The sequence below is a fragment of the Pseudomonas nicosulfuronedens genome, assembly GCF_005877905.1.
Taxonomy (GTDB): Bacteria; Pseudomonadota; Gammaproteobacteria; order Pseudomonadales; family Pseudomonadaceae; genus Pseudomonas; species Pseudomonas nicosulfuronedens.
In genome coordinates this window covers 45,353-71,317 of the sequence record NZ_SWDV01000022.1, presented here as the reverse complement: position 1 = coordinate 71,317, position 25,965 = coordinate 45,353, and the positions used below count along the sequence as shown (strand labels likewise).

24 protein-coding genes are annotated in these 25,965 nt (G+C 65.7%); 11 read left to right on the top strand and 13 right to left on the bottom strand.

What is annotated here, in order from left to right; all coding sequences use genetic code 11:
• Positions 1-45: 45 nt before the first annotated feature.
• Positions 46-1,062, bottom strand: a complete 1,017-nt coding sequence (locus FAS41_RS17275) for an AraC family transcriptional regulator (RefSeq protein ID WP_138524384.1) — start codon at positions 1,060-1,062, stop codon at positions 46-48.
• A gap of 135 nt (positions 1,063-1,197) precedes the next feature.
• On the opposite strand from FAS41_RS17275, the gene FAS41_RS17270 reads away from it, so the two are divergent.
• A complete protein-coding gene (locus FAS41_RS17270) occupies positions 1,198-2,121 on the top strand; it encodes an SdiA-regulated domain-containing protein (protein WP_138524382.1) in 924 nt (307 codons plus the stop codon).
• A gap of 21 nt (positions 2,122-2,142) precedes the next feature.
• On the opposite strand, the gene FAS41_RS17265 is transcribed toward FAS41_RS17270, so the two are convergent.
• The 3 genes from FAS41_RS17265 to rpiA all read right to left on the bottom strand — a co-directional run bounded on the left by FAS41_RS17265 (position 2,143) and on the right by rpiA (position 5,395).
• Positions 2,143-4,086 (bottom strand): autotransporter outer membrane beta-barrel domain-containing protein, encoded by a 1,944-nt coding sequence (locus tag FAS41_RS17265; protein WP_138524380.1) that lies wholly within the window; start codon positions 4,084-4,086, stop codon positions 2,143-2,145.
• Positions 4,087-4,299: 213 nt separating this feature from the next.
• Positions 4,300-4,632, bottom strand: a complete 333-nt coding sequence (locus FAS41_RS17260; protein WP_138524378.1) for a YegP family protein — start codon at positions 4,630-4,632, stop codon at positions 4,300-4,302.
• A gap of 91 nt (positions 4,633-4,723) precedes the next feature.
• Positions 4,724-5,395 carry a ribose-5-phosphate isomerase RpiA gene (rpiA, locus tag FAS41_RS17255; RefSeq protein WP_138524376.1) on the bottom strand — a complete coding sequence of 224 codons (672 nt, stop codon included), beginning with the start codon at positions 5,393-5,395 and terminating at the stop codon, positions 4,724-4,726.
• Positions 5,396-5,585: 190 nt separating this feature from the next.
• Between rpiA and ilvA the strand changes: the two genes are divergently transcribed.
• The 3 genes from ilvA (at position 5,586) to FAS41_RS17240 (ending at position 8,127) form a co-directional block, all read left to right on the top strand.
• A complete protein-coding gene (gene ilvA / locus FAS41_RS17250; protein ID WP_138524471.1) occupies positions 5,586-7,112 on the top strand; it encodes a threonine ammonia-lyase, biosynthetic in 1,527 nt (508 codons plus the stop codon).
• A 69-nt stretch (positions 7,113-7,181) separates the two neighbouring features.
• Positions 7,182-7,649 carry a DUF2269 domain-containing protein gene (locus FAS41_RS17245; protein ID WP_138524374.1) on the top strand — a complete coding sequence of 156 codons (468 nt, stop codon included), beginning with the start codon at positions 7,182-7,184 and terminating at the stop codon, positions 7,647-7,649.
• Positions 7,650-7,659: 10 nt separating this feature from the next.
• Complete coding sequence (locus FAS41_RS17240; RefSeq protein WP_138524372.1) at positions 7,660-8,127, top strand: DUF2269 family protein; 468 nt, start codon at positions 7,660-7,662, stop codon at positions 8,125-8,127.
• Positions 8,128-8,149: 22 nt separating this feature from the next.
• Here the strand turns inward: FAS41_RS17240 and FAS41_RS17235 are convergent, their stop codons facing one another.
• Together FAS41_RS17235 and FAS41_RS17230 are read right to left on the bottom strand one after the other, a co-directional pair.
• Positions 8,150-8,683, bottom strand: a complete 534-nt coding sequence (locus tag FAS41_RS17235) for a hypothetical protein (protein ID WP_138524370.1) — start codon at positions 8,681-8,683, stop codon at positions 8,150-8,152.
• Between the two features lie 29 nt (positions 8,684-8,712).
• Positions 8,713-9,366 (bottom strand): histidinol-phosphatase, encoded by a 654-nt coding sequence (locus FAS41_RS17230; protein WP_138524368.1) that lies wholly within the window; start codon positions 9,364-9,366, stop codon positions 8,713-8,715.
• Positions 9,367-9,513: 147 nt separating this feature from the next.
• On the opposite strand from FAS41_RS17230, the gene FAS41_RS17225 reads away from it, so the two are divergent.
• From FAS41_RS17225 to FAS41_RS17215, 3 genes are all read left to right on the top strand, one after another.
• Positions 9,514-9,993, top strand: a complete 480-nt coding sequence (locus FAS41_RS17225; RefSeq protein ID WP_017520843.1) for an RNA pyrophosphohydrolase — start codon at positions 9,514-9,516, stop codon at positions 9,991-9,993.
• A 31-nt stretch (positions 9,994-10,024) separates the two neighbouring features.
• Complete coding sequence (gene ptsP, locus FAS41_RS17220; RefSeq protein ID WP_138524366.1) at positions 10,025-12,304, top strand: phosphoenolpyruvate--protein phosphotransferase; 2,280 nt, start codon at positions 10,025-10,027, stop codon at positions 12,302-12,304.
• A gap of 84 nt (positions 12,305-12,388) precedes the next feature.
• Positions 12,389-13,414, top strand: coding sequence for a sensor domain-containing diguanylate cyclase (locus FAS41_RS17215; protein ID WP_138524364.1), 1,026 nt, complete (start codon positions 12,389-12,391; stop codon positions 13,412-13,414).
• Here FAS41_RS17215 and FAS41_RS17210 read toward each other — a convergent pair.
• The gene (locus FAS41_RS17210; RefSeq protein WP_138524362.1) at positions 13,411-14,157 is read right to left on the bottom strand and encodes an NRDE family protein; all 747 of its coding nucleotides are present in this window, start codon (positions 14,155-14,157) and stop codon (positions 13,411-13,413) included. The genes FAS41_RS17215 and FAS41_RS17210 overlap by 4 nt on opposite strands.
• A 114-nt stretch (positions 14,158-14,271) precedes the next feature.
• On the opposite strand from FAS41_RS17210, the gene FAS41_RS17205 reads away from it, so the two are divergent.
• Positions 14,272-15,054, top strand: coding sequence for a sulfite exporter TauE/SafE family protein (locus FAS41_RS17205; RefSeq protein WP_138524360.1), 783 nt, complete (start codon positions 14,272-14,274; stop codon positions 15,052-15,054).
• 20 nt (positions 15,055-15,074) lie between these two features.
• Positions 15,075-15,875 carry a prolipoprotein diacylglyceryl transferase gene (gene lgt, locus FAS41_RS17200; protein ID WP_045215607.1) on the top strand — a complete coding sequence of 267 codons (801 nt, stop codon included), beginning with the start codon at positions 15,075-15,077 and terminating at the stop codon, positions 15,873-15,875.
• Between the two features lie 117 nt (positions 15,876-15,992).
• On the opposite strand, the gene FAS41_RS17195 is transcribed toward lgt, so the two are convergent.
• From FAS41_RS17195 to FAS41_RS17180, 4 genes are all read right to left on the bottom strand, one after another.
• Positions 15,993-16,442 (bottom strand): NfeD family protein, encoded by a 450-nt coding sequence (locus FAS41_RS17195; protein ID WP_138524358.1) that lies wholly within the window; start codon positions 16,440-16,442, stop codon positions 15,993-15,995.
• Positions 16,442-17,368, bottom strand: coding sequence for an SPFH domain-containing protein (locus FAS41_RS17190; protein WP_081515277.1), 927 nt, complete (start codon positions 17,366-17,368; stop codon positions 16,442-16,444). The genes FAS41_RS17195 and FAS41_RS17190 overlap by 1 nt, the downstream gene beginning before the upstream one ends.
• 125 nt (positions 17,369-17,493) lie before the next feature.
• Positions 17,494-19,278, bottom strand: coding sequence for a type IV pilus assembly ATPase TfpB (gene tfpB / locus FAS41_RS17185; RefSeq protein ID WP_138524356.1), 1,785 nt, complete (start codon positions 19,276-19,278; stop codon positions 17,494-17,496).
• A 153-nt stretch (positions 19,279-19,431) separates the two neighbouring features.
• Complete coding sequence (locus FAS41_RS17180; RefSeq protein ID WP_138524354.1) at positions 19,432-20,796, bottom strand: CYTH domain-containing protein; 1,365 nt, start codon at positions 20,794-20,796, stop codon at positions 19,432-19,434.
• A gap of 187 nt (positions 20,797-20,983) precedes the next feature.
• Here FAS41_RS17180 and argE point away from each other — a divergent pair, with 187 nt between their 5' ends.
• Both argE and argA read left to right on the top strand, forming a co-directional pair.
• Positions 20,984-22,123 carry an acetylornithine deacetylase gene (gene argE, locus FAS41_RS17175; protein WP_138524352.1) on the top strand — a complete coding sequence of 380 codons (1,140 nt, stop codon included), beginning with the start codon at positions 20,984-20,986 and terminating at the stop codon, positions 22,121-22,123.
• Positions 22,124-22,345: 222 nt separating this feature from the next.
• Positions 22,346-23,644: an amino-acid N-acetyltransferase gene (gene argA / locus FAS41_RS17170; protein WP_138524350.1), complete on the top strand. Its 1,299-nt coding sequence runs from the start codon at positions 22,346-22,348 to the stop codon at positions 23,642-23,644.
• Positions 23,645-23,660: 16 nt separating this feature from the next.
• Here the strand turns inward: argA and FAS41_RS30855 are convergent, their stop codons facing one another.
• Complete coding sequence (locus FAS41_RS30855) at positions 23,661-23,822, bottom strand: hypothetical protein (RefSeq protein WP_171049502.1); 162 nt, start codon at positions 23,820-23,822, stop codon at positions 23,661-23,663.
• 427 nt (positions 23,823-24,249) lie between these two features.
• Positions 24,250-25,836, bottom strand: coding sequence for a glutamate--cysteine ligase (gene gshA / locus FAS41_RS17165; RefSeq protein ID WP_138524348.1), 1,587 nt, complete (start codon positions 25,834-25,836; stop codon positions 24,250-24,252).
• Positions 25,837-25,965: the final 129 nt, after the last annotated feature.

Sequence of the window (25,965 nt, the reverse complement as noted above, 5' to 3'; positions counted from 1 at the left end):
TGAGAAACAATGGGCGTGGCAGGTTGTAGGATGGGCGTCTGGGCATCAGCCTCGGTACAAGCTCGGACTCGCCCCGCTCCAGCGCTGGAAGGCATGCCGGAAACTGGCCGTCTCGCTGTAGCCCAGCTGCTCGGCAATCAGGTAGATCGGCAGGTCGGTGTCCTTGAGCAGTTGCCGCGCGCGGTCGAAGCGCACCTCGTCGAGGACCTGTTGATAACTGGTGTTCTGCTGCTGCAGGTGGCGCCGCAGGGTGCGGGTGGAGCGGTGCAGGTGGCGCGCCACGTTGTCCAGGCTGGCGGTGTCCTGCAGGTGGCTGGCCAAGTGCTGGCGCAACTGGTCGATCACATCGCCACGGGCGCTGAGTAGCCCGCTCATGCGCAGGCACTGTTGTACGCCGTTGTGGCAACTGACCGGGTCGGCCAGCGGCAGTGGCCGGTCCAGCAGCGCCGGGCTGAAGCACAGCGCGCTGGTGGGGGCGCCGAAATCCACCGGGCAGCCCAGGCGCTCGGTGTAGGTTTCCGCGTGCAGCGGCGGTCGATAGGCCAGCAGTAGCCGCCGGGGGCGGACAGACTCGCCGAGCAGGTCGCGGATCACCGTCAGCAGTGAGGTCAGGCACAGCTCGGTGTTGAACACTGTCAGCTCCGGCGCGTAGCGGTAGCCGTCGGCGGTCAGGTGGACTTCGTCGCCCTGCGGCGTCAGCGCCAGGCGGAAGTAGGTGCCGAGCAGCTCGGGAAACGACAGTGCCAGTTGCAGAGCATCACGCAGGGTGCGGCTGGCGAGCATGCTGTAGCCGAGGATGCCGTACGCCGAGACATGCATGCGCAGGCCGAGGTAGAGGCCCAGCGCTGGATCGTGGTGGCAATTCAGGGCGTTGGCGAAGACCCGCAGTTCCTGTGCATGGGTGATCAGCTTCTCCGGCGTCAGCAGGTCCGCCTCGCCGATGCCGCTGCCCTCCAGCAGCTTCGGGCGCGGCACGCCAGCGTGGTGCAGCACTTCGGTTGCCAGCACCACGGTGTGCAGGGTCGCCTGCTGGCGTTGTTCGGGAAGCAGATGCTGGGCCATCGGTGCGTCTCTTGCGAGGGATCGGACGGGCTTGCGCTAAGCTGACTCTAGCCTGCCCGCAGTGCCTGGTGGCCTTTAAGTTTGGCTTCAGGCGCTGCTGTCACTCTGCCACGCCATCCCCAGCCCGAGTCCTCCATGCGCCGTCTGCTCAAACCCCGCCGCCTGTTTTCGCTGCTGGCGCTGCTGGCCCTGGCTGCATTGCTTGCGCTGGGCCAGAGCTTCCGGGTCTACGAGCGCGTCTGGTTCAAGTTCAACGAGTGGCGCCATGCCGCGCAGTGGCAGGAACAGTCAATCTGGCTGCCCGACTACCGCGTGGTGCTGGAGGCGCAGCCGATCGAGGGGCTGGAGGACAACGTCTCGGCACTGACCTACGATCCGGACCGGCAGACCCTGTTCACCGTCACCAACAAGCAGAACGAATTGGTCGAGCTATCGCTGGAAGGCAAGGTGCTGCGCAGGATCGCGCTGCACGGCTTCGGCGATACCGAGGCCATCGAATACATCAGCCGCAACGTCTATGTGATCACCGACGAGACCCACCAGCGCCTGCTGCGTGTGGAACTGCACGATGACACGAAGGAGTTGCACGCCGAGGACGCTCAGCAGCTCGCCCTGGCCCTGGGGCGCGGCGGCAACAGCGGCTTCGAGGGGCTGGCCTACGACTCGTTGGGCAAGCGTTTGTTCGTCGCCAAGGAACGTAACCCGGTGCATATCTATGAGGTGCGTGGCTTCCCCTACGAGCAGTCGGCGCAGCCGACCGCGGTGCATGTGGTGGAAGACCTCGAGCACAATCGCAACCTGTTCGTCCGCGACCTGTCCAGCCTGCAGTACGACGAGCGCAGCGGGCACCTGCTGGCGCTGTCCGACGAGTCCCGGCTGGTGCTGGAGCTGAGTGCCAATGGCGAGCCGATCAGCTCGCTGTCCCTGCTGCGCGGCATGCAGGGCCTGCGGCGCAGCGTGCCGCAGGCCGAGGGTATCGCCATGGACGATCAGGGCACGCTGTACCTGGTCAGCGAGCCCAATCTCTTCTATGTGTTCAAGAAGCGCGAGGCACCCTGAGGGCGCCTCGCTTTCCTTCGATCAGAATTGCCACTGCACGCCAAGGGAGTAGGACGCCTGGCTGCCTTCGCTGTGAGCGAAGCGCGAATTGGCCTCGGCGAACACGCCCAACTGCTCGGTGACGGCCAGCAGGGCGCCGGCCTGGGCGCGGCCGAAGTCCTTGTCCACGTCGCCCAGGCCGGCGTTGCGGGTGCGACCATCACCCAGGGCGGTCAGCGCGATATCGTCCAGGCGGCCGTCGGCCAGTTCCTTCACCCAGCGCACGCTGGCATAGGGCTGCACGGCCATGCGGTTACCCAGCGGTAGCTCGCCGCGCAGGCCCCAGCCGAGGCTGGCTTCTACCGAATCGTAGTCCTGCTTCTCATAGCCCAGTGCAGTGCGCAGGTCGTCGTCTTCGTTGAAGTCGTCGATTTTGTAGTGCACAAAGTCGAGCCCACCCTGCGGCCCGGTCCTGATGCCGGCGATGTCGAAATCGTAGCCGCCGTCGACCCGTGCGCCCCAGAACCAGGCGTTGGTGTCGCCGTCGATGCGCTGGTCGAGCAGCACCGGACCATTGTTCGCTTTCAGGTAAACCGAGCGCTTGCTGTCGAGGTCGGCATAGCCGGCGCTCAGCTCGCCGCCCAGCCAGGCCGGGCCGCCATCGTTGAACAGGCCGTAGAGACCCAGCTGCCAGGTTTCCGCTTCCAGGCGGGCACTGTGGTCCAGGTTGTCGCGGCTGCGCTGGAAGCTCAGGCTGCCGCCGACCGTCACAGCTTCGCTCGCGCGGTAGTCACCCAGCAGATTCACGCCGGCGCGGTGCGAGCGCGGGTCGCCGGGCATATCGAAGCCGCTCTCGGGGGTGGTTTCGCCTTCGACGCCGACGGCGCCGTCAAAGCTGCCGACGGGGCGCGAGCTGCCCAGCAGGGTCAGCCAGCGGCGGTCGTGCAGGCGGGTCAGGGCCAGGTGCTGGCGTTGCAGCTGGTCTTCCATCTGCCGGGCCATGGCACCGCCCGAAGCCGTAGAGGCGAGCAGGTCGGCATTGGTCAGTTCCAGCACCAGTCGCGTGAGCAGGCGGGAGAAGTCGCGCAGGCGTTGGTCGATGCGCTCCTGACCGAAAGCGTTGGTGAGCACCTGTTCGTTGTCCAGGGTCGGGTTGTGCCAGGTGGCGCCCCCGGGAATGGCGGGATTGTCGGTCTGCTCGTAGCCATCCAGGTCGCCCAGCTCCCAGTTGGTGGCCTCGATGAACAGCACCGGGACGTTCAGGCCTTCGAAGCTTTCTCCGTCGCTGCAGCAACCGGTGCCGGCGGGGTATTCCTCGTTCAGGCCGGGGTTGGTGAACAGCGGGATCTTCAGCTCCTGTGCGATGCGCAGCAGCTGGTCGCGGTAGGCGCCCAGTGCGGGGTTGTCGACGCTGTTGAAGCCGGCGTGGGCGTACATCTTGTCGCCGGTGATCAGGCTGTCGAGGTTGATCATGCCCAGCAGGTTGCTGCGCTGCTCGTCGCTGAGTGAGGCGACATAGGCGCGGGAGCCGCGCAGGCCCTCTTCCTCGGCGCCGAAGCCGACCACTTCCAGGCCGTTCTCCAGTTCGATGCCGCCCAGGTTGCGGGCGATCTCGGTGAGCACGGCGGCACCCGAGCCGTTGTCGTCCAGGCCCTGCAGGGTCGGACGACCGTAGTAGGTGTCGTAGTGTGCGCCGAGGACCACGTACTGACCGCTGCTGCCCGGAGCGCTGGCGATGACGTTCTGCGAGCTGCGGTTACCGGCCCAGGTGAAGTCCTGGAGCTGTGTCTGGTAGCCGAAGGCCAGGCGTGACTGCATCAGTGTTGTGGCGCCGGCGAAGCTGGCGGTGCCACGGTAACGGCCGGGGTAATCGTTGATCAGGGTGTCGAGGGTGTCCCCGGCATACTCCCCGTATTCATAAGCGTTGGCGTCGGTCGCCAGCGCAGCGCAGCCCAGGCTGACCGCAACGGCTAAAGGTTTGAACACGGCACTTTCCTCTGTGTCGATTGGAATCGCATCGGTCTTCGATACGTGCGCCGGAGGAAAGCAGGATGCAGGCCGGTTCGCCGGAGATGGACGGAATTTGACGCGTCAGTGACCGAGGGTGTCGCGTCACTGTAACAGCGGTGATACACGGCCGGCGACAAGGTCGGCCGTGCGCAGCGGGTGCGCCGAAGCGCTCACCGAAACGGTGCGTTATCAGGTGTCGTCGCTGATAGGTGCGTCTGGCGCGTAGCGCTTGACCGCCGCCACGCCGGCTTCGGCAGTGGCCTTGCTGGCGTACATCTGGCTTTGCCCGACAACCTGGCCATTGGTGGCCTTGAGCACGAAGTAGTGCTTGCCGTTGGCTGCGACCTTGACCTCGAAGGCGCCTTCGCGCTGGGAGTTCTTGCGCACCGACTCGATGCCGTCCACGGCCGAGGTCTTGGCCTTGTACAGCTCGCTGGTCAGGACGATCTCGCCGTTGCTGGCGTGCAGGTTGAAGTGGAACTGGCCATCACTGGCCTTCTTCAGATGGTATTTGGCGGCCATGCTGCATCTCCCTTGGGGATTGAGGTCATCCCAGCGTAGACCGCAGCAGTGGCTCTGGAAGGCGCCATCCGGCGGAAGGCGCCTCGCGGGCTCAGACCTTGAGCGTCTTCACGCCTTCAGCGGTGCCCAGCAGCAGCAGGTCGGCGGGGCGCGCGGCGAACAGGCCGTTGGTGACCACGCCGACGATATTGTTGATCGCCTCTTCCAGCTGCACCGGGCTGTCGATGCGCAGGTTGTACACGTCGAGGATGATGTTGCCGTTGTCGGTCAGCACGCCCTCGCGGTACACCGGGTCGCCGCCCAGCTTCACCAACTGGCGCGCCACGTGGCTGCGGGCCATGGGGATGACTTCCACCGGCAGCGGGAAGCCGCCGAGGATCGGCACCAGTTTGCTGGCGTCGGCGATGCAGATGAACTGCTTGGCGACCGCCGCGACGATCTTCTCGCGGGTCAGCGCAGCGCCGCCGCCCTTGATCAGCTCCAGGCGCTCGTTGGTCTCGTCGGCGCCATCGACGTAGAACTCCAGCTCGCTGACGGTGTTCAGGTCGTAGACCGGGATGCCGTGACCCTTCAGGCGCTGGGCAGTGGCTTCGGAGCTGGCCACGGCGCCGTCGAACTCGGCCTTGTGCTTGGCCAGCAGGTCGATGAAGAAGTTGGCGGTGGAGCCGGTGCCCACGCCGACGATGCTCTTGCTGTCGAGGTGCGGAAGGATGTGGTCGACGGCGGCCTGGGCCACTGCCTGCTTGAGCTGATCCTGGTTCATGGCGAAGGGTCTTCTTACCTGGCTGGGCGCAAAAGCGCCGGGGAATAGTCGAGAGGGCGGATTATAGCGGCCCGGGGCGTGCCGGTGTTGCGCCGCCGGGCAACTGTTACGGTCATCTGCGCGCGGATTGTTCGGTGGCCCGCGCCGCGCCCGCTGGAGTAGACTCGCGGTTCCTCGAAAAGCCGCCGATATAGCCCTTCCGATGCTCGAACACTACGTCAAGAAGATCCTCACCTCGCGTGTCTACGACGTTGCCGTGGAAACGCCCCTGCAGCCCGCCCGCCAGCTCTCCGAGCGCCTGGGCAACCAGATTCTGCTGAAACGCGAAGACCTGCAGCCGGTGTTCTCCTTCAAGATTCGCGGCGCCTACAACAAGCTGGCGCAGCTGAGCCCGGAAGAACTCGCCCGTGGCGTCGTCACCGCCTCCGCCGGCAACCATGCCCAGGGCGTGGCGCTGGCCGCCCGCGAGCTGGGCATCAAGGCCACCATCGTGATGCCGCGCACCACGCCGGAGCTGAAAGTCCAGGGCGTACGCGCCCGTGGCGGCAAGGCCGTGCTGCACGGTGATGCCTTCCCCGACGCCCTGGCGCACTCGCTGAAGCTGGTGGAAGAGAAGGGCTACGTCTACATCCACCCCTACGACGATCCGGACGTGATCGCCGGTCAGGGCACCGTGGCCATGGAAATCCTCCGCCAGAATCCCGGCCGCATCGACGCGATCTTCGTGCCCGTCGGCGGCGGCGGCCTGATCGCCGGCATCGCCGCGTACGTCAAATACCTGCGCCCGGAGATCAAGGTCATCGGTGTCGAGCCGGACGACTCCAACTGCCTGCAGGCCGCCAAGGCCGCCGGCGAGCGCGTCGTGCTCAGCCAGGTCGGGCTGTTCGCCGACGGCGTGGCCGTGGCGCAGATCGGCAAGCACAACTTCGAGCTGTGCAAGGACTACGTCGATGAGGTGATCACCGTCAGCACCGACGAGATCTGCGCGGCGATCAAGGACATCTACGACGACACCCGTTCGATCACCGAGCCGGCCGGCGCGCTGGCGGTGGCCGGGATCAAACGGTACGTCGAGCGCGAAGGCGTGAAGGGCGAGACTCTGGTGGCCATCGACTCGGGCGCCAACATCAACTTCGACCGCCTGCGTCACGTGGCCGAGCGCGCGGAGCTGGGTGAGAAGCGCGAGGCGATCATCGCGGTGACCATCCCGGAGCGTCCGGGCAGCTTCAAGGCTTTCTGCGAGGCCATCGGCAAGCGCCAGATCACCGAGTTCAACTACCGCTACAACACCGACAGCGAAGCGCACATCTTTGTCGGCGTGCAGACGCACCCGGAGAACGACCCGCGCGCGGCGCTGGTGCAGCAGCTGCAGGAGCAGGGCTTCCCGGTGCTCGACCTGACCGACAACGAGTTGGCCAAGCTGCACATCCGCCACATGGTTGGCGGCCATTCGCCGCGCGTTTCCGGCGAGCAGGTGTTCCGCTTCGAGTTCCCTGAGCGCCCCGGCGCGCTGTTCAACTTCCTCAACCGCCTGGGCGGCCGCTGGAACATCACCCTGTTCCACTACCGCAACCACGGCGCGGCCGATGGTCGCGTGGTGGCGGGCCTGCAGGTTCCGGAAGACGAGCGTCACCTGGTGGCGGCTGCGCTGGAAGAGATCGGCTATCCCTACTGGGACGAGACGGACAACCCGGCCTATCGCCTGTTCCTCGGCTGAGGATCAGGCCGAGGCGGCGCGACTGCTGCTAGGCTTGTCGGAACGCCGCCTTCTTCACAGGGACTTGAAATGGAAAGCCTGCAGACCTTGCGCATCCTCCACGGCATCGCCGCCGTGCTGCCATTCCTGGCCATCATCGGCCTGGCCTGGTACGGCTGGCGCAGCTGGCGCGGTGGCGACGCCGGGGTGATCGCCAAGGCGCTGCAGCGCATCGGCCTGATCGGCTGGGTGCTGGTCGCCGGCAGCGTCGCCAGCCTGCCGGTCACCGGCTATCGCATGGTGCAGACCATCGGCTGGCCGCTGGGGCAGACCTGGCTGCTGGGGAGCGCCTGTCTGCTGATCGTCGCGACGATCTTCTGGCTTTTGTTCACCACCCGCCTGTGGCGGATCCGCAATCTGGCACTGGCGGCACAGGGCAGTGGCGAGCCAATCGCCGCCGGCGCGGCACGGCAGTGGAAGTTCGGCCTGGCCTTCTTCGCACTGGCGCTGCTGTGCGTGATTGCCATCCTGGTGCTGATGATCAGCAAGCCGGTGTGATGCCCGCCGCGTGAACCTCTACCTGCTGCTCAAGACCCTGCACATCCTGTCTTCCACGCTGCTGTTCGGTACCGGGCTGGGTTCGGCCTACTACAGCTGGCGCGCCTGGCGCAGCGGCAACCTGGAAGCGATCCGCATCACCTTCCGCCACCTGGTTACCGCCGACTGGCTGTTCATCGCTACCACGGCGGTGTTCCAGCCGTTGAGCGGCATCGCCATGGCGCACATGGCCGGCTGGCCGCTGGATTCGGGCTGGTTGCTGTGGAGTCTGGGGCTTTATGTGTTCGCGGGCGCCTGCTGGCTGCCGGTGGTCTGGCTGCAGATCCGCATGCGGGACATGGCTGAGACTGCGCACCGGGAAGGCGCCGCGTTGCCGCCGCGAGCCTTCCTCTATATGCGCTGGTGGTTCGCCCTGGGTTGGCCGGCGTTCCTGGCCTTCCTGGCGATCTTCTACCTGATGGTCAACAAGTCACCATAGGACAGGCTGGCCCGGTCGCCTATCAGCAATTGAATACGGGCGCGTAGCGCGACTGTGTCTTGTGAAAGTGGATGGGGCGGATATCGAGGGCTTCGCCGTTCACCCTGATGACTGGCAAGAACAGGATGAACTCCTCCAGATCACCTTCGTAGAGCTTGGTACCGCGGGAGCGATTGTTGATCCGTGGATCGTTGCTCTGGAAACCGCCTTCCAGCAAAGACGCGCGAACGGTCCGGCGCTCTCCTGAGGGCAGCACCCACTCGACATCGGGAGAGTCGGCACTGATCCTTGCAGGTTTCGCGTCAGATTTGCCGTAGCGCCAGGTGAAGAGTCTCAACTCGGTGCCTTCGGACTGGCCCGCGATGGGCAAGGCCACATAGACGAGCAAGCTTTCCGAGCGATCCGCATTGAAATACTGCAGCGCCTGCTGGGCGCCAGGGCACGTTCTGTCGATACTGCGGAGCTGGCCCGACTCCGATTCGGGGTGCAGGTAGGGGCCGGTACTACAAGCAGGCAGCGCCAGCATGCCAAGTAGAAGAACCAGTATCCGCTTCATCTCTTGGTCCCTTATCTGGCGGCGGCGAGTCAGCGCAGGCTGATCACCGGCCAGCCGCGCTCGATAGCGGTGGCGCGGAGGGTGTCGTCGGGGTCGACGGCCACCGGATTGGCGACCTGTTCCAGCAGCGGCAGGTCGTTGCGCGAGTCGCTGTAGAAGTAGGCGTCGTCCAGCGTCAGACCGGTTTCTTCCAGCCAGCGGTTCAGGCGGGTCACCTTGCCGCCCTGGAAGCAGGGTACGCCGCAGGTCTGGCCGGTATAGAGGCCGTCCTGCATCTCGCACTCGGTGGCGATCAGGGTTTCCACGCCCAGGCGCTCGACGATGGGCGCAGTGATGAAGCGGTTGGTGGCGGTGATGATCACCAACTTGTCGCCCGCGGCGCGGTGCTCGGCCAGCAGGGCTTCGCCCTTGGCCAGGATGATGGGTTCGATGACCTCGTCCATGAACTGGCGGTGCCAGGTGGCCAGCTGGGCCAGGTCGGTGCGGCCGAGAATGGCCTGGGTGAAGGCCTGGTAGGCGAACACGTCTAGCGTGCCGGCGACGTAGTCGGCGTAGAAGGCATCGTTGCGCGCCTGGTACTCGCCGGCATCCACCAGCCCCTTCTGGCAGAGCCATTCGCCCCAGCTGTGGTCGCTGTCGCCGGCCAGGAGGGTGTTGTCGAGATCGAAGAGAGCCAGTCGCACGATGAATTACCGCCAGTTGCCAATACGGAAAAGTCGCCTAGAGTAACGGCTTTTGCCCACCCAGCACAGGACGCCGCAGCCCGCGTTGCCGCTGTCACAAGCTTTATGGAACAATGCGGGCACACGCGATTTCGAGGATGTACCGCCGTGATCGATCCCGATGGTTTTCGCCCCAATGTCGGCATCATCCTTTGCAACGATGTCGGACAGGTACTGTGGGCACGGCGCATCAACCAGGAAGCCTGGCAATTTCCCCAGGGTGGCATCAACGCCCGAGAAACCCCTGAGGAAGCGCTGTACCGCGAACTGAACGAAGAAGTCGGCCTGGAAGAGCAGGACGTCAAGATCCTTGCCTGTACCCGGGGCTGGCTGCGTTACCGCCTGCCGCAACGCCTGGTGCGTACCAACAGCCAGCCGCTGTGCATCGGGCAGAAACAGAAGTGGTTCCTTCTGCGCCTGACCGGCGAGGAAAGCCGGGTGCGCATGGATGTCACCGGCAAACCCGAGTTCGACGGCTGGAAATGGGTGAGCTACTGGTACCCGCTGGGCCAGGTCGTGACCTTCAAGCGCGAGGTCTACCGCCGGGCCCTGAAGGAATTGGCACCGCGCCTATTGGCGCGCGACTAGCACGAAGTTCAAGGAGTTAGACCCCCACGCCATGCTCAACACGCTGCGTAAGATCGTCCAGGAAGTGAACTCCGCCAAGGACCTCAAGGCGGCGCTGGGCATCATCGTGCAGCGCGTGAAGGAGGCGATGGGCACCCAGGTGTGCTCGGTCTACCTGCTCGACCCGGAGAGCAACCGCTTCGTGCTGATGGCCACCGAGGGCCTGAACAAACGCTCCATCGGCAAGGTCAGCATGGCGCCCAACGAGGGCCTGGTCGGCCTGGTCGGCACCCGCGAGGAGCCGCTGAACCTCGAGAACGCCTCCGAACACCCCCGTTACCGCTACTTCGCCGAGACCGGCGAGGAACGCTACGCCTCCTTCCTCGGCGCACCGATCATCCACCACCGTCGGGTGATGGGCGTTCTGGTCGTGCAGCAGAAGGAAAAACGCCAGTTCGACGAAGGCGAGGAAGCCTTCCTCGTCACCATGAGCGCCCAGCTTGCGGGCGTTATCGCCCACGCCGAGGCGACAGGCTCGATCCGCGGCCTGGGCAAGATGGGCAAGGGCATCAGCGAAGCCAAGTTCGTCGGCGTTCCCGGCGCCCCCGGCGTGGCCGTGGGCAAGGCCGTCGTGGTGCTGCCGCCGGCCGACCTGGAAGTAGTCCCGGACAAACCCATCGACGACGTCGAGGCCGAGGTCGAGCGCTTCAAGCAGGCGCTGGAATCGGTCCGCGAAGACATGCGCAACCTCTCCAGCAAGCTGGCTACCCAGCTGCGCAAGGAAGAGCGGGCGCTGTTCGATGTCTACCTGATGATGCTCGATGACGCCTCCATCGGGCTGGAAGTCAAACGCATCATCCGTACCGGCCAGTGGGCACAGGGCGCGCTGCGCCAGGTGGTCATGGAGCACGTGCAGCGCTTCGAGCTGATGGACGACGCCTACCTGCGCGAGCGCGCATCGGACGTGAAGGACATCGGCCGGCGCATTCTTGCCTACCTCCAGGAAGAGCGTAAGCAGTCCCTGACCTACCCCGACCAGACCATCATCGTCAGCGAGGAGCTGTCGCCGGCCATGCTCGGCGAGGTGCCCGAGGGCAAGCTGGTGGGTCTGATCTCGGTACTGGGTTCGGGCAACTCCCACGTTGCCATCCTCGCCCGCGCCATGGGTATTCCCACGGTGATGGGCGCGGTCGACCTGCCGTACTCCAAGGTCGACGGCATCGACCTGATCGTCGATGGCTACCACGGCGAGATCTACACCAACCCGTCGCCGCAGCTGGTCAAGCAGTACGGCGAAGTGGTCGCCGAAGAAAAGGAGCTGAGCAAGGGCCTGGCCGCGCTGCGCGAGCTGCCCTGCGAGACACTGGACGGCCATCGCATGCCGCTGTGGGTCAACACCGGCCTGCTGGCGGACGTGGCTCGCGCCCAGGAGCGCGGTGCCGAGGGTGTCGGGCTGTATCGCACCGAAGTGCCGTTCATGATCAACGACCGCTTCCCCAGCGAGAAGGAACAGCTCGCCATCTACCGCGAGCAGCTCTCCGCCTTCCATCCGTTGCCGGTGACCATGCGTACCCTGGACATCGGCGGCGACAAGGCGCTGTCCTACTTCCCGATCAAGGAAGACAACCCCTTCCTCGGTTGGCGCGGCATCCGCGTCACCCTCGACCACCCGGAAATCTTCCTGGTGCAGACCCGTGCCATGCTCAAGGCCAGTGAAGGCCTGGACAACCTGCGCATCCTGCTGCCGATGATCTCCGGTACTCACGAGCTGGAAGAGGCGCTGCACCTGATTCACCGCGCCTGGGGCGAAGTGCGCGACGAGGGCGTCGACATCCCCATGCCGCCGATCGGCATGATGGTGGAGATCCCCGCGGCCGTGTACCAGACCCGCGAGCTGGCGCGCCAGGTGGACTTCCTCTCGGTCGGCTCCAACGACCTGACCCAGTACCTGCTGGCCGTGGACCGCAACAACCCGCGCGTCGCCGACCTCTACGACTACCTGCACCCGGCGGTTCTGCAGGCGCTGAAGAAGGTGGTTGACGACTCCCATGCCGAAGGCAAACCAGTCAGCATCTGTGGTGAGATGGCTGGCGATCCGGCGGCTGCCGTGCTGCTGATGGCCATGGGCTTCGATTCCCTGTCGATGAACGCCACCAACCTGCCCAAGGTGAAATGGCTGCTGCGCCAGATGACTCTCTCCAGGGCCCGCGAACTGCTCGGCCAGCTGATGACCTTCGACAACCCGCAGGTTATCCATAGCTCGCTGCACCTGGCCCTGCGCAACCTCGGCCTCGGCCGCGTGATCAACCCGGCGGCGACCATCCAGGCCTGACGCTGGCGAACAACGCCCCCGGAGCCGTGCATTTCCGGGAGGCTCGAAGACGACAAGGCCGGCACACCGGCCAGGACGAAGCTTATGGAAGAGCTCGACGTCACGCCTTGCACGGAGGCCGATACCAGCGCCCGCACCCTGCGCTACGCCCTGAGCATCGTCAGTGATGGCATCTGGGACTGGGACATCCGCAGCAACCATGTCACTCGTAGCCCGAGCTGGTACGTCATGCTGGGCTATGACCCCGACAGCCTTCCGGAGAACGTCGCCACCTGGCACGAGATTATCCACCCTGAGGATTTCGGTCGGGTCATGTTCGCCTTCGATGCCTATGTGCAGGGGCGCAGCGGTGTCTACCGCGAGGAATATCGCTGCCGCTGCCTGGATGGCAACTACCTCTGGGTCAGCGATCACGGGCGCTTCTTCGAGTTCGATGATGACGGCAAGCCAACACGGATGATCGGTGCTCACCGTAACGTCCACGAGCGAAAGCTGGCGGAACTGGCGCTGCAGGAGAAGAACCACGAGCTCCACCAGCTCAACCTGAGCCTGGAACTGCTGGTGCAGACCCGCACCGAGGCCCTGCGCGAAGCGAACCAGGCGCTGGCCGAACAGGCCGCTGTTGCCTTGCGCCTGTCCGAAATCGACCCGCTGACGCAGATCGCCAACCGGCGGCGCTTCGAGCATCAGTTGCATGCGGAATGGCAGCGACTGCAGCGGCATGGCCACGGCTGCTCGCTGATGATGTTCGACCTCGACCACTTCAAGCGGATCAACGACAGCCTCGGGCACCAGGCTGGCGACCGCGTACTGGTGGCGGTGGCCGAGGTGGTGCGGCGGCGTTTGCGCGAAGAGGACTGCTTCGCCCGCTGGGGCGGCGAGGAGTTCATCGTGCTGCTGCCGGAGACCGCCTGCGAGGCAGCGCGCGAGCTGGCCGAGCGGCTGCGCCTGAGCCTGCGTCGGGCGGATATCTCACTACCCACCCAGCTCACCGCCAGTTTCTCGGTGACCGCGATGCGGCCCGGCGAGGACCTGATGGTGATGTTGCGCCGTCTGGACGACGGGCTCTACCGCGCCAAGCGTCAGCGCGACTGCATCGTCACCTGCTAGAGAGACAGAACGACTTCGCCCAGGCGCGCACCGCTGGGGCCGAAACTGTGTTCCAGCAGCTCGCGGCGGCCGTCGGCGTGGACGATCAGCGCGGTGCTGGCACGGGTGCCGTAGGTCGGGCTGGCAATGAACACGCTGGAAAGCAGGCGCTCCGTCGCCAGGCCGACGCCGGTGTCCGGCAGTTCGGCTTCGCTGGGTTGGCGATTGTCGGCCAGCAGCGCCACCAGTGAGCCGGTGGCCGGCCTCTCCAATACAGCTTCCAGCCCGTTACGGGCATTCAGCAGCTTGGGCCAGGGCGTGTTCAGCGCGGCGTTGGACAGCCCGTGCACACCCGGAGCCACCGCCACCGGCGGACCGACGCGAGGATTGAAGTAGCAGAGCTGCGCGGCGTCGCCCACCAGCAGGTTGAAGCCGCTGTAGTCTGCCGCGCGGCGGGCGACTTGCTGCAGGTACTCCAGCGGTGTTTGCCGGCCCTGCAGGAAGGCCGCCACCAGCTCGCCACGGGTGCGCGGGCCTACCGGCTGGCCGGGGTCGCGCACGTTGGTCAGGGCGGCGAAGCGGCCATCCGGCGCCACGCCCAGCCAGGTACCGCCGGCCTCGAGGTCTCGGCCGGCGTAGAGGCCGGGGTAGTCCTCCCAGGCTGCCAGCGGCAGCGTCGGGCGGGCATAGAACTCATCGCGGTTGGCCGCGACGATCAGGGGCGTGGCGTGGCCGGGACGCCAGGCGAAGACGATCAGGCACATGGGTCGAACTCCGTGGTGTTCCGGCAGTCTATCAACATCCGCCGATGTCCCGGAGTGGCTGGAGCGCCCGGGAGCCTTCGGCTACCATGCCCGCTTTGTTGCCCGAGGTTGCCCATGGAGTTCGTGCTCTACCTGGTGCTTGGCGCCTGCGCTGGCGTGCTCGCCGGCCTGTTCGGCGTCGGCGGCGGGTTGATCATCGTCCCGGCGCTGGTGTTCAGTTTCACCGCCCATGGCTTCTCGCCCGATGTGCTGACCCAGATGGCGGTGGGCACTTCGCTGGCAACCATCATCTTCACCTCGATCAATTCGATCCGCGAACATCACCGCCGTGGCGCCGTGCTCTGGCCGGTATTCGCCTGGATGACCGTCGGCATTCTGGTCGGCGGCGCGCTGGGTGCGCTCACTGCGTCGAAGATCCAGGGGCCGGTGCTGCAGAAGATCATCGGCAGCTTCGCCATCCTGGTGTCGATCCAGATGGCGCTGGGCCTGCAGCCCAGAAGCGAACGTGGACTGCCCGGGCGGTTCGGCCTGGGCGTAGCTGGCGGTGTGGTGGGCTGGGCTTCGGCGATCTTCGGCATCGGCGGCGGCTCGCTGACCGTGCCTTTCCTGTCCTGGCGGGGCGTCTCCATGCAACAGGCGGTTGCGACTTCCTCGGCTTGCGGCCTGCCGATCGCCATCGCTGGCGCGATATCCTTCATCGTCGTCGGCTGGCATAACGAAAAACTGCCGGAGATGAGCCTGGGTTTCGTCTACCTCCCGGCGCTGGTGGGCATTGCCGTCACCAGCATGTTCTTTGCCCGCATCGGGGCGCGGCTGGCGCATCGCCTGCCGGCGAAAGTCCTGAAGCGTTTGTTCGCCCTGCTGCTGTTCAGCGTGGGCTTGAGTTTTCTGATCTGAGTTCCTGCTAGGAGAAGCGGATGCTGCCTTATCCACAGATCGACCCGGTTGCCGTCGCGCTCGGGCCGCTGAAAATCCACTGGTACGGCCTGATGTACCTGATCGGCATCGGCGGCGCCTGGCTGCTGGCGTCGCGCAAGCTGAAGGATTTCGACCCGACCTGGACCAAGGAGAAACTCTCCGATCTGGTCTTCTGGGTCGCGTGTGGCGTGGTTCTGGGTGGGCGCCTGGGCTACGTGCTGTTCTACAACCTGGATGAGTACATCGCCAACCCGACGCTGATCTTCGAGGTCTGGAAGGGCGGCATGTCGTTCCACGGCGGGCTGATCGGCGTGATGCTGGCCACCTGGTGGTTCGGCAAGCGCAACAACAAGAGCTTCTTCCAGCTGATGGACCTGATCGCGCCGCTGGTGCCGATCGGCCTGGGCGCCGGGCGCATCGGCAACTTCATCAACGGCGAGCTGTGGGGCAAGGTGACCGACGTGCCCTGGGCGATGATCTTCCCCACCGGCGGCCCGGAGCCGCGCCACCCGTCGCAGCTGTACCAGTTCGCGCTGGAAGGCGTAGCGCTGTTCGTCGTGCTCTGGCTGTTCACCCGCAAGCCGCGCCCGACCGCCTCGGTGTCTGGCCTGTTCGTGCTGTGCTACGGCATCTTCCGCTTCATCGTCGAGTTCGTCCGCGTGCCGGATGCCCAGCTGGGCTACCTGGCCTGGGGCTGGCTGACCATGGGCCAGGTGCTGTGCGTACCGATGGTCCTGGGCGGCATCGCGCTGATGGTCTGGGCCTACCGCCGCGCCCCGGCGCAGCCGGCCGCAAGCTGAGCATCGCCTGAATGAAAAAGCCCGCCGATTGGCGGGCTTTTTTATGGCTCTTTGTAGGAGCGAGCTTGCTCGCGAACCGAGCCCCGCAGTGGGGCATGTTCGCGAGCAAGCTCGCTCCTACAGGGCTGGCTCGACGATCAGCAGTACGCCATCCTGCCTGATCACGCGCACCTGCGTGCCGACGGGCAGGTCCGGCCCGCTGACCAGCCAGACGCTGTCGCCAACGCGGATCTTGCCGCGCCCGCCGACGATGGCGTCATGCAGGGCGAACTGCCGGCCGACCAGCTCACTGCCTCGGCGGTTGAGGCTGGAGGGTACAGCCTGGCGCTTGTTGAGGCGCTGATGGTTCCACCAGTAAAGCGCGGTGAGGATCGCCAGCACGCCAAAGGCCAGGCACTGCCAGACCCAGTCCAGCCCCGGCAGCAGAAACGACAGGACGCCGGTCAGCGCCGCGGCGATGCCGATCCACAGCAGGTAGCCGCCGGCACCGAAGATTTCCAGGATCAGCAGGACGATGCCCAGGCCCAGCCAGTCCCAGAAACCGAGGTTCTGGAGAAAGGCGGCCATCAGCTACGGCCCTTGGTTTCGCCGAAGGTGGCCTTGACGATCTCGCCGATACCGCCGACCGCGCCGATCACCTGGCTGGCTTCCAGCGGCATCAGCACGATCTTGCTGTTGTTGGAGCTGGCCAGTTGGCCGAGGGCGTCGACGTACTTCTGGGCGACGAAGTAGTTGATCGCCTGCACGTTACCGCTGGCGATGGCCTCGGAGACCACCTGGGTCGCCTTGGCTTCGGCTTCGGCCTGGCGTTCGCGGGCCTCGGATTCGAGGAAGGCCGATTGGCGCAGGCCCTCTGCTTCAAGAATCTGCGCCTGCTTCTTGCCTTCGGCGGTGAGAATCTCGGCAGCGCGGCGGCCTTCGGCTTCGAGGATCTGCGCACGCTTGAGGCGCTCGGCCTTCATCTGGCTGGCCATGGCTTCCACCAGGTCGGCCGGTGGGCTGATGTCCTTGATCTCGATACGGGTGACCTTCAGGCCCCAGGGCGCGGTGGCTTCGTCGACGGTACGCAGCAGGCGTTCGTTGATCGCGTCGCGCTGGCTGAGCATGTGGTCCAGTTCCATGGAGCCGAGCACGGTGCGGATGTTGGTCATCACCAGGTTGCGTACGGCGTTTTCCAGCCCGCTCACCTCATACGCGGCTTGCGCTGCGTCGACCACCTGGAAGAAGCACACGGCGTCGATCTGCACGATGGCGTTGTCGGCGCTGATGGCCTCCTGCGGCGGCACGTCGAGCACGCGCTCCATCATGTTGATCTTCTGGCCGACGCGGTCGACCACCGGAATGATGATGCTCAGGCCCGGCTTGAGGGTGACGGTGTAGCGGCCGAAGCGTTCGATGGTCCATTCGAAGCCCTGGGGCACGACCTTGAACCCCATGAGGACGATGACGATGGCGAGGATGACGAACAGCAGGGCAACACTGCCGATTTCCATGCGAGAGACTCCTTGTCTGCTTGGGTAATAGGTGCGTAGATCGAGTGTAACCGGCACGCCAGGCACGCATGCAGGAAAGTGCAGCAGGCGCCCGAGGGCTGGTCCTCAGTCGGCTGCCCGGCGGCTTACTTCTGCTCGCTTTGCGGGGTGACCCGCATGACTTCCTCGATGGTCGTCAGGCCGGCAGCGACCTTCTGCGCGCCGGACAGGCGCAGGCTGCGCATGCCTTCCTTGAAGGCCTGGCGGCGTAGCGGAATGAGGTCGGTGTCGGCGGTGATCAGTTCCTTCAGCGATTCGCTCAGCAGCATGATCTCGTACACGCCGGCGCGCCCGCGGTAGCCGGTGTCGCGGCACTCCAGGCAGCCGACGGCCTGGTGCGCGCCGGTAGGCAGCGGGGCGTTCCACGGGCGGGTGACTTCCTGCCAGTCCTCCTCCTGCAGCTCCATCGGCGCCTTGCAGTGCGGACACAGGGTGCGCACCAGGCGCTGGGCCATGACGCCGAGCACGGTGGCGCGGATCAGGTAGTAGGGCACGCCCAGTTCCAGCAGGCGGGTGATGGCGGTGGGCGAGTCGTTGGTGTGCAGGGTGGAGAGCACCAGGTGGCCGGTGAGCGCGGCCTGGATCGCCATTTCGGCGGTTTCCAGGTCGCGGATCTCGCCGACCATGATGATGTCCGGGTCCTGACGCAGCAGGGCGCGCACGCCGCTGGCGAAGGTCAGGTCGATGTTGTGCTGCACCTGCATCTGGTTGAACGAAGGCTCGATCATCTCGATCGGGTCCTCGATGGTGCAGAGGTTCACCTCGTCGGTCGCCAGCTGCTTGAGCGTGGTGTAGAGCGTGGTGGTCTTGCCCGAACCGGTGGGCCCGGTGACCAGGATGATGCCGTTGGGCTGGCTGGTCATGCTCTCCCAGCGGCGCAGGTCGTCGGGGGAAAAGCCGAGCTGGTCGAAGCTCTTGAGCAGCACCTCGGGGTCGAAGATCCGCATCACCATCTTCTCGCCGAAGGCGGTGGGCAGGGTCGACAGGCGCAGCTCCACCTCGGCGCCGTCGGGGGTCTTGGTCTTCACCCGGCCGTCCTGCGGCTTGCGCTTCTCGGCGACGTTCATTCGCCCCAGGGACTTCAGGCGGCTGACCACCGCCATGCTGACCTGTGGCGGGAACTGGTAGACGTTGTGCAGCACGCCATCGATGCGGAAACGCACCGTGCCCTGCTCGCGGCGCGGCTCGATGTGGATATCGCTGGCCCGCTGCTGGAAGGCGTACTGGAACAGCCAGTCGACGATGGTGACGATGTGAGCGTCGTTGGCATCGGGCTCCTGGTCGCTGGCACCCAGGTTGAGCAATTGCTCGAAGTTGCCGATTCCGCTGATCTTCTGATCCTGCGAGCTGGCGCCGGTCACCGACTTGGCGAGGCGGTAGAACTCCACGGTGAAGCGCTGGATGTCCACCGGGTTGGCCACCACGCGCTTGATAGGGCGCTTGAGCACGTGGGTGAGGTTGCTCTCCCAGGCGTGCACGAATGGCTGTGCGCTGGCGATGGTGACTTCATCCGGGGCCACCGCGACCGCGAGGATCAGGTGGCGCTGGGCGAAGGCGTAGGACATCAGCGGGGTGACCGCAGCGACGTCGATCTTCAGCGGGTCGATGCGCAGGTAGGGCTGCCCGGAGTAATCCGCCAGCCACCTTACCAGCGTATCCAGGTCCAGCTTGTGCCCCGGCCGTTGGCGGTCCGCGACCTGCTGCGCGGCGAGGAATTCCAGCGGGTGCTGCTGGTTCTTCACGGCGCTGCGGCGGATCGCCAGGCACTGCTCGGCATCATCCTGGGCGACGCGGCCCTGGGTGACCAGCTCGCGCAGGATGTCGCCCAGGTCGAGCGGACGGTCCTGGGCGGATGGGGCAAAGACGGACATCGGAACTCCTGTTGGTCGTGGCGGGAGCGACGGGCCGGAAAGAGTTTCCTGTAGGAGCGAGCTTGCTCGCGAACCAGGTCGGGTACGGCACCACTTGATTCGCGAGCAAGCTCGCTCCTACGAAGAGCTCCGAAAGCTCGGCTCCTCTGAAGCTTATTTCAAAAGCGCCTTCCACGGCTTGAGGGTCAGCACAGTATGGGCCTGGGCCGCGAGGGCATCCAGGCGCCCCTCGGCGTCGGGAGTGACGAGCAGCTCCTGCAGCTTGGCCAGTTCGCCATAGAGGCGGTCAGTTTCCGGCAGCTCCAGCACGCTACGCGCCAGGCGCAGCCAGACCAGCATGCGTTGCAGGCGCGGCAACTGGTCGGCGAGCACTTCGGGCAGTTGCTGGGCGCGCTGCAGCGGCATGGCCTGGGCCTCTTCGGCCAGGGTGCGCTGTAGCCACTTGCCGACGGCGGATCCGCCCAGGCGGTTGGCGCGGTCGTTGCGCTCAAGGGTCCAGCCCTTGCCCAGCAGCCAGCGCGAGGTGCTCAGGGAGAACTGACCCCAGCGCACGTTGGCCAGTTCCTCGAGGAAGGCGGCTGGCATCTGCTGGCGCACGGCATCGTCGTGGCGACCCTGTTCGATGCGCGGCTGCCAGTCGGCGATCAGCGCGTCGAGGGCAGCGCGCAGCTCGCGGGTGCTGGCGCGCGGTACAGCCTGGCCGAGGCTACCGAGCAGGGCGCGCAGGTCGACCAGTTGCTGGAGCCAGCTTTCCAGCAGGCTCCAGTGGCCGTTGAAGCGGTATTGCTCGGCCAGACGCTGGCTGCTGCCCAGCAGCGACCAGGACAGCGCGGCAAAGGCGCCGTCCAGCGGAGTTTCGTGCAGCAGCTTCTGGGTGTCGGGCTGGATGCTGTAGCTGGACGGGTCGAACAGGCGGTAGCCGCGCTCGGCCTTGCTGATGTCGCAGGGCATCAGCGCCAGGTCCGCGGCCAGCTCGATGGCCAGCTCCAGCAGCGCTTCGGGCTCGCCCTGGCGCAGTTCCAGTTCCAGCTCGCAGATTTCCTCTTCCTGCTTGCCGGCGACGACCTTGCCCAGGTCCAGCGCGGCCTCGATCACCACCTTGGCCTTGCCGCGACCCCAGGCAATCTCGGCGCGCTGGCGGGTGAAGTCGGTGCTGAAGATCGGCTTCAGGCTCTTCTTGTCCAGGTCGGCCAGGGCGGCCGGCCAGCACTGGTCGTCGAGCTTCTTGATGTCGAGCTTGTTCTTCTCCAGGTACCAGTCCCACTCGTTGCGCTCGGAAAGGCCGGCGACGCTCTGGCCGCGGGTCTTCAGGGTCTGGATGAACTGCTCGCCATCCTTGCGCAGGCGCAGCGCCACGCGGGCGCGAGCCAGGTCGCGGCCGGGGGTGTCGTAATACTGGTTGAACAGCTCGCGGGGCTCCCAGCCGGATTTGTTGCGCTTCTTCAGCGCGGGATGCTCGCGCAGGGCTTCGAGGGTCTCGCGGCTGGCGCGCAATTTGATTTCGGTTTCTTTCTGCATGGCGGGGGTCCGGTTCAGAGCGGACGCGCCCGGATTCCCGACCTGCTGTAGGAAGGACGGAACGACGGGCGCGAAAAAGACTTCAAAGTCATGCAGTTTACAGGACTTCGGCATTCCTGCCGGACGCCGCGAGGTTTTACCGCACCGCGGCATGGTCCATAGTGGAGGCCATCTTCTGGAGAAAGCCATGCCGTTGCCGCCGCTGAAACAACGCTTCGCCGAGCTGATTGCGCTGCCCTCGGTCAGCTGTACCCAGCCGGCGCTGGACCAGTCCAACCGCCCGGTAGTCGAGCTGCTGGGCAACTGGCTGGTGGACCTGGGCTTCGCCTGTGAGCTGCAGCCGGTGTCGCCCGGCAAGTTCAACCTTGTCGCTACCCTGGGCAGCGGCCCCGGCGGGCTGGTACTGGCCGGGCACACCGATACGGTGCCCTACGACGAAGCCCTGTGGAAAAGCGACCCGCTGGGCCTGGACGAGCGCGACGGGCGCTGGTTCGGTCTGGGCTCCTGCGACATGAAGGGCTTCTTCGCCCTCGCCATCGAAGCCCTGCTGCCATTGTTGGATCAGCCGTTCAAACAGCCGCTGATCCTGCTCGCCACCTGCGACGAGGAAAGCTCCATGGCTGGCGCCCGCGCACTGGCCGAGGCGGGGCGGCCGCTGGGGCGCGCGGCGGTGATCGGCGAGCCGACCAACCTGAAGCCGATTCGTCTGCACAAGGGGGTGATGATGGAGCGCATCGACATCCTCGGGCAGAGCGGCCATTCCTCCGACCCGAGCCTGGGGCGCAGCGCGCTGGAGGCGATGCAGGCGGTGATGGGCGAACTGCAGGGCCTGCGCAGCCAGTGGCAGCAGGAGTACAACAACCCGCAGTTCAGCGTGCCGCAGCCGACCTTGAACCTGGGCTGCATCCACGGCGGCGACAACCCCAACCGCATCTGCGGCCAGTGCGCGCTGGAGTTCGACCTGCGCCCGCTGCCCGGCATGCAGCCCGAAGTCCTGCGCCAGGCCATCCGCGAACGCCTGAAACCCGTTGCTGAGCGTCACGCCGTGAAGATCGACTACGCACCGCTGTTCCCCGCCGTGCCGCCCTTCGAGGAACCGGCGCAAAGCGAGCTGGTGCGGCTGGCCGAAAGTCTCACCGGGCACACGGCGGAAGCGGTAGCCTTTGGCACCGAAGCACCGTATCTTCAGCAGCTCGGCTGCCAGACCCTGGTGCTGGGCCCCGGCGACATTGCCTGCGCCCACCAGCCGGACGAACACCTCGAGCTCGACCGCATCGAGCCCACCGTGGAACTGCTGCGCGGACTGATCCGTCATTACTGTCTATGAAAGGCAGTCTATGAAAGGCAGTTCATGAAGGGCAGTCCGTACGACGGTCCGCAACAACTGTTGATGAAGAGTTGCCTGTAGAGCGCCCCGACAACGGGCCCAACCTATCCAAGAGGAGAAACCTGTCGATGTTCATGCGACGACGATAACCGCGCCGCCCTGGCCGAGCTCCGGCCGCATCCGACAGATTTCCGCCCACTCGAACGACAGGCTTTTCAAGCAATGCACGACTACGTCAACTGGCTGCGCCACGCTTCGCCCTATATCAACTCGCACCGGGACTGCACCTTCGTGGTGATGCTCCCCGGCGAGGGCGTCGAAGACCCCAATTTCGGCAATATCGTCCACGACCTGGTGCTGCTGCACAGCCTGGGCGTGCGCCTGGTGCTGGTGCACGGCTCGCGCCCGCAGATCGAAGCACGTCTGGCCTCCCACGGGCTGGCGCCGCGCTTCCACCGTGGTTTGCGGGTCACCGACGCGCTGACCCTGGGCTGTGTGATCGACGCGGTTGGCAGCCTGCGCATCACCATCGAGGCACGCCTGTCCATGGACATGGCCGCCTCGCCCATGCAGGGCTCGCGCATGCGCGTGACCTCGGGCAACTTCGTCACCGCACGACCGATCGGCGTGGTCGACGGCATCGATTACCACCACACCGGCGAAGTGCGGCGGATCGACCGCAAGGGCATCAATCGCCAGCTCGACGAGCGCAGCATCGTGCTGCTCTCGCCGCTGGGCTATTCGCCCACCGGTGAAATATTCAACCTCGCCTGCGAGGACGTGGCCATGCGCGCCGCCATCGACCTGGGCGCGGACAAGCTGATCCTCTACGGAGCCGAGCGCGGCTTGATGGACGACGCCGGCAAGCTGGTGCGCGAGCTGCGTCCGCAGCAGGTGCCGGCGCACCTGGAGCGTCTGGGTGCGAGCTACCAGGGCGAGCTGCTGGATGCCGCCGCCCAGGCCTGTCGCGCGGGCGTACGTCGCAGCCATATCGTCAGCTACACCGAAGACGGCTCGCTGCTCAGCGAGCTCTTCACCCGCACCGGCAATGGCACCCTGGTCGCCCAGGAACAGTTCGAACAACTGCGCGAGGCGGGCATCGAGGACGTCGGCGGCTTGCTGGAGCTGATTCGCCCGCTGGAAGAGCAGGGCATCCTGGTGCGCCGTTCCCGCGAGGTGCTGGAGCGCGAGATCGAGCAGTTCAGTATCGTCGAGCGCGAAGGGCTGATCATCGCCTGCGCCGCGCTCTATCCCATTGCCGACTCGGACTCGGGCGAGCTGGCTTGCCTGGCGGTGAACCCGGAATATCGCCACGGCGGACGTGGCGACGACCTGCTGGAGCGCATCGAACAGCGCGCGCGCAACCTTGGCCTGAAGACCCTCTACGTGCTCACCACGCGAACCGCCCACTGGTTCCGCGAGCGCGGCTTCCAACCCAGCAGTGTGGACCGCCTGCCGGCCGCACGGGCGTCGCTGTACAACTACCAGCGCAATTCCCAGGTGTTCGAGAAGAGCCTCTGAGCAACCACTCTGCGGCTTAACTGCGGCGCGGCACCAGTACCAGGCGCTGCATGCGCAGGCCGAAGTTGGGGGCCGAGAGCGGCGGGCGCGCAGTGCTGTTGACGATCTGCACGCTCAGCAGGGAGGTGCTTCGCGGTGCTGGGTCCTTGTCCGGACTCAGCCGGACGGGCTGGGGCATGACCTGCATGCGTAGTCCGAAGTCGGATTTTCCCAGTGGTGGGCGAGCGCTGCTGTTGTGGATTCGAACGCTCAGCAGGGGAGGGAAATAATCCCAGACGAAAGGCGTGTCCGATCGAACCAGGCGACATCGAAGTTGTTCGGCGCCGTCTTCCCAGCCAGCCTCCCAGCTGAGTGCCAGGATGGCATCCAGAGGAGGGATGGCTCGCTGTCCGGCAAGACCGGCCCGGTGGCCATCAAGGTAGGCCGCATCCAGGTCGTCCAGCGTCCAGTCATAGGGAGGGCAAGACATAGGGCATCGTCCAGGCTGTAATCGACTCTGAAGCCCGCACATGAGGTGGTGGGGCTCCAGATGCTGCGATTCTCCGTATGGACGGACATTCTGCGGAGCAGAATTGTATGAATGGCCTGCCGGAAAGTTCTCTTGATTACACGCTGATCAGACCGAGAATGCTCGCCTGGTAGGCGGCAACGAAGGTGTCGAAATCACCCTCGGGCTGCTTCTCCAGATCCGCCTGTTCCGCCAGTGACTGGCTGGCCATGCCTTCGAAGCGCGCCTGCTCTTCAGCCGACAGCGGTTCGCTGTGCAGCGTCTCGGCATGCTGGCGGCTGTAGCGCAGGGCGAAGGCTTCGAAGCTCTCGCCACGCTCGCGCATTTCCGCCAGGACCTTCGCCGAAGGCGTCAGGTCGGCATCGGTCACTTTGGCGCGCTGCTCCGCCAGACTCTGCGCATGCAGGCTGCTGCCGTTGGCGCGGTCGAGCAGGTCGATGATCGGCGCGATGGCGTCTAGCAGGGCACCTGCCCAGTCCTTCATCTCGATCTGCTGGCCGCCGCGCTCCAGTTTCAGGCCCGGGCGACGACCTTCCTTGACCACCTTGAGGAAGTTGCTGGTGGCCGAGCCGCACTCGCAACCGCCCAGCGGCGGGCTGTCGGAGAGTGCGCAGTAGAGCAGGAAGGCATCGAGGAAGCGCGCCTCGGTGACGTCGATGCCCAGCGGCAGGAAGGGATTGATGTCCAGGCAGCGCGCTTCGACGTACTGCACGCCACGGGCCATCAGCGCCTGAATCGGGCGCTCGCCGGTGTAGGTGACGCGTTTCGGGCGAATGCTCGAGTAGTACTCGTTCTCGATCTGCAGGATGTTGGTATTGAGCTGCACCCACTCGCCATCGACCTTGGTGCCGACCTTCTCGTACGGCGCGTAGGGCGTGCTCACCGCGCGGCGCAGGCTGTCGATGTAGCTGTCCAGGTCGTTGTAGCAGGGCGTCAGGCCGGCCTGGGCGTTGTTCTGGTAGCCCAGGTCGCTCATGCGCAGGCTGGTGGCGTAGGGCAGGTAGAGGGTGTGCGCGTCGAAGGATTCCAGGCCGTGCGGGCGGCCGCGCAGGAAACCGGCGTCCAGCGCAGGCGATGCGCCGAACAGGTACATCAGCAGCCAGCTGTAGCGGCGGAAGTTGCGGATCATCGCGATGTAGCGGTGCGACTGGAAGTCCCGCGCGCTCTTCTCGCTGCCTTCATCTTCGCGCAGCAGCTCCCAGATGCCCTCGGGCAGGGAGAAGTTGTAATGGATGCCGGCGATGCACTGCATGGTCTTGCCGTAGCGCAGCGCCAGGCCCTTGCGGTAGACGTACTTCAGGCGACCGATATGCGAGCTGCCGTAGCGGGCGATCGGGATGGTCTCTTCATCCGGCAGCTCGCAGGGCATGGACGGGCTCCACAGGTACTCGCCGTCGAGCTTGCCGCTGGCGAAGCGGTGGATTTCGCCCAGCTCGTCCAGGGTCTTCTCGACGCTGGTGGAGGTCGGAGTGATGAACTCCAGCAGCGATTCGGAGTAGTCGGTGGTGATCTGCGGGTTGGTCAGCGCCGAGCCCAGGGCACGCGGGTGCGGGGTCAGGGCGAGCTTGCCGCGTTCATCGACGCGCAGGCATTCGCGCTCGATACCGTGCAGGCACTGGGTGAGCAGGGACAGGTTGGCGGCATCGCCAAGCAGGGCCAGGCGGCGGGAGAGTTGGTCGCTCAAGTTGGAAGTCCTTCACACGGCAATCGCCCCACTATGGGGGTGGACTGGGCGGTCTACAAGGGGAGAACAACCGGCGTGGTCGCCTGGCTTTATCGAGGCGCTGCGCCGGCGCCCGCAAATCCGGGGCTC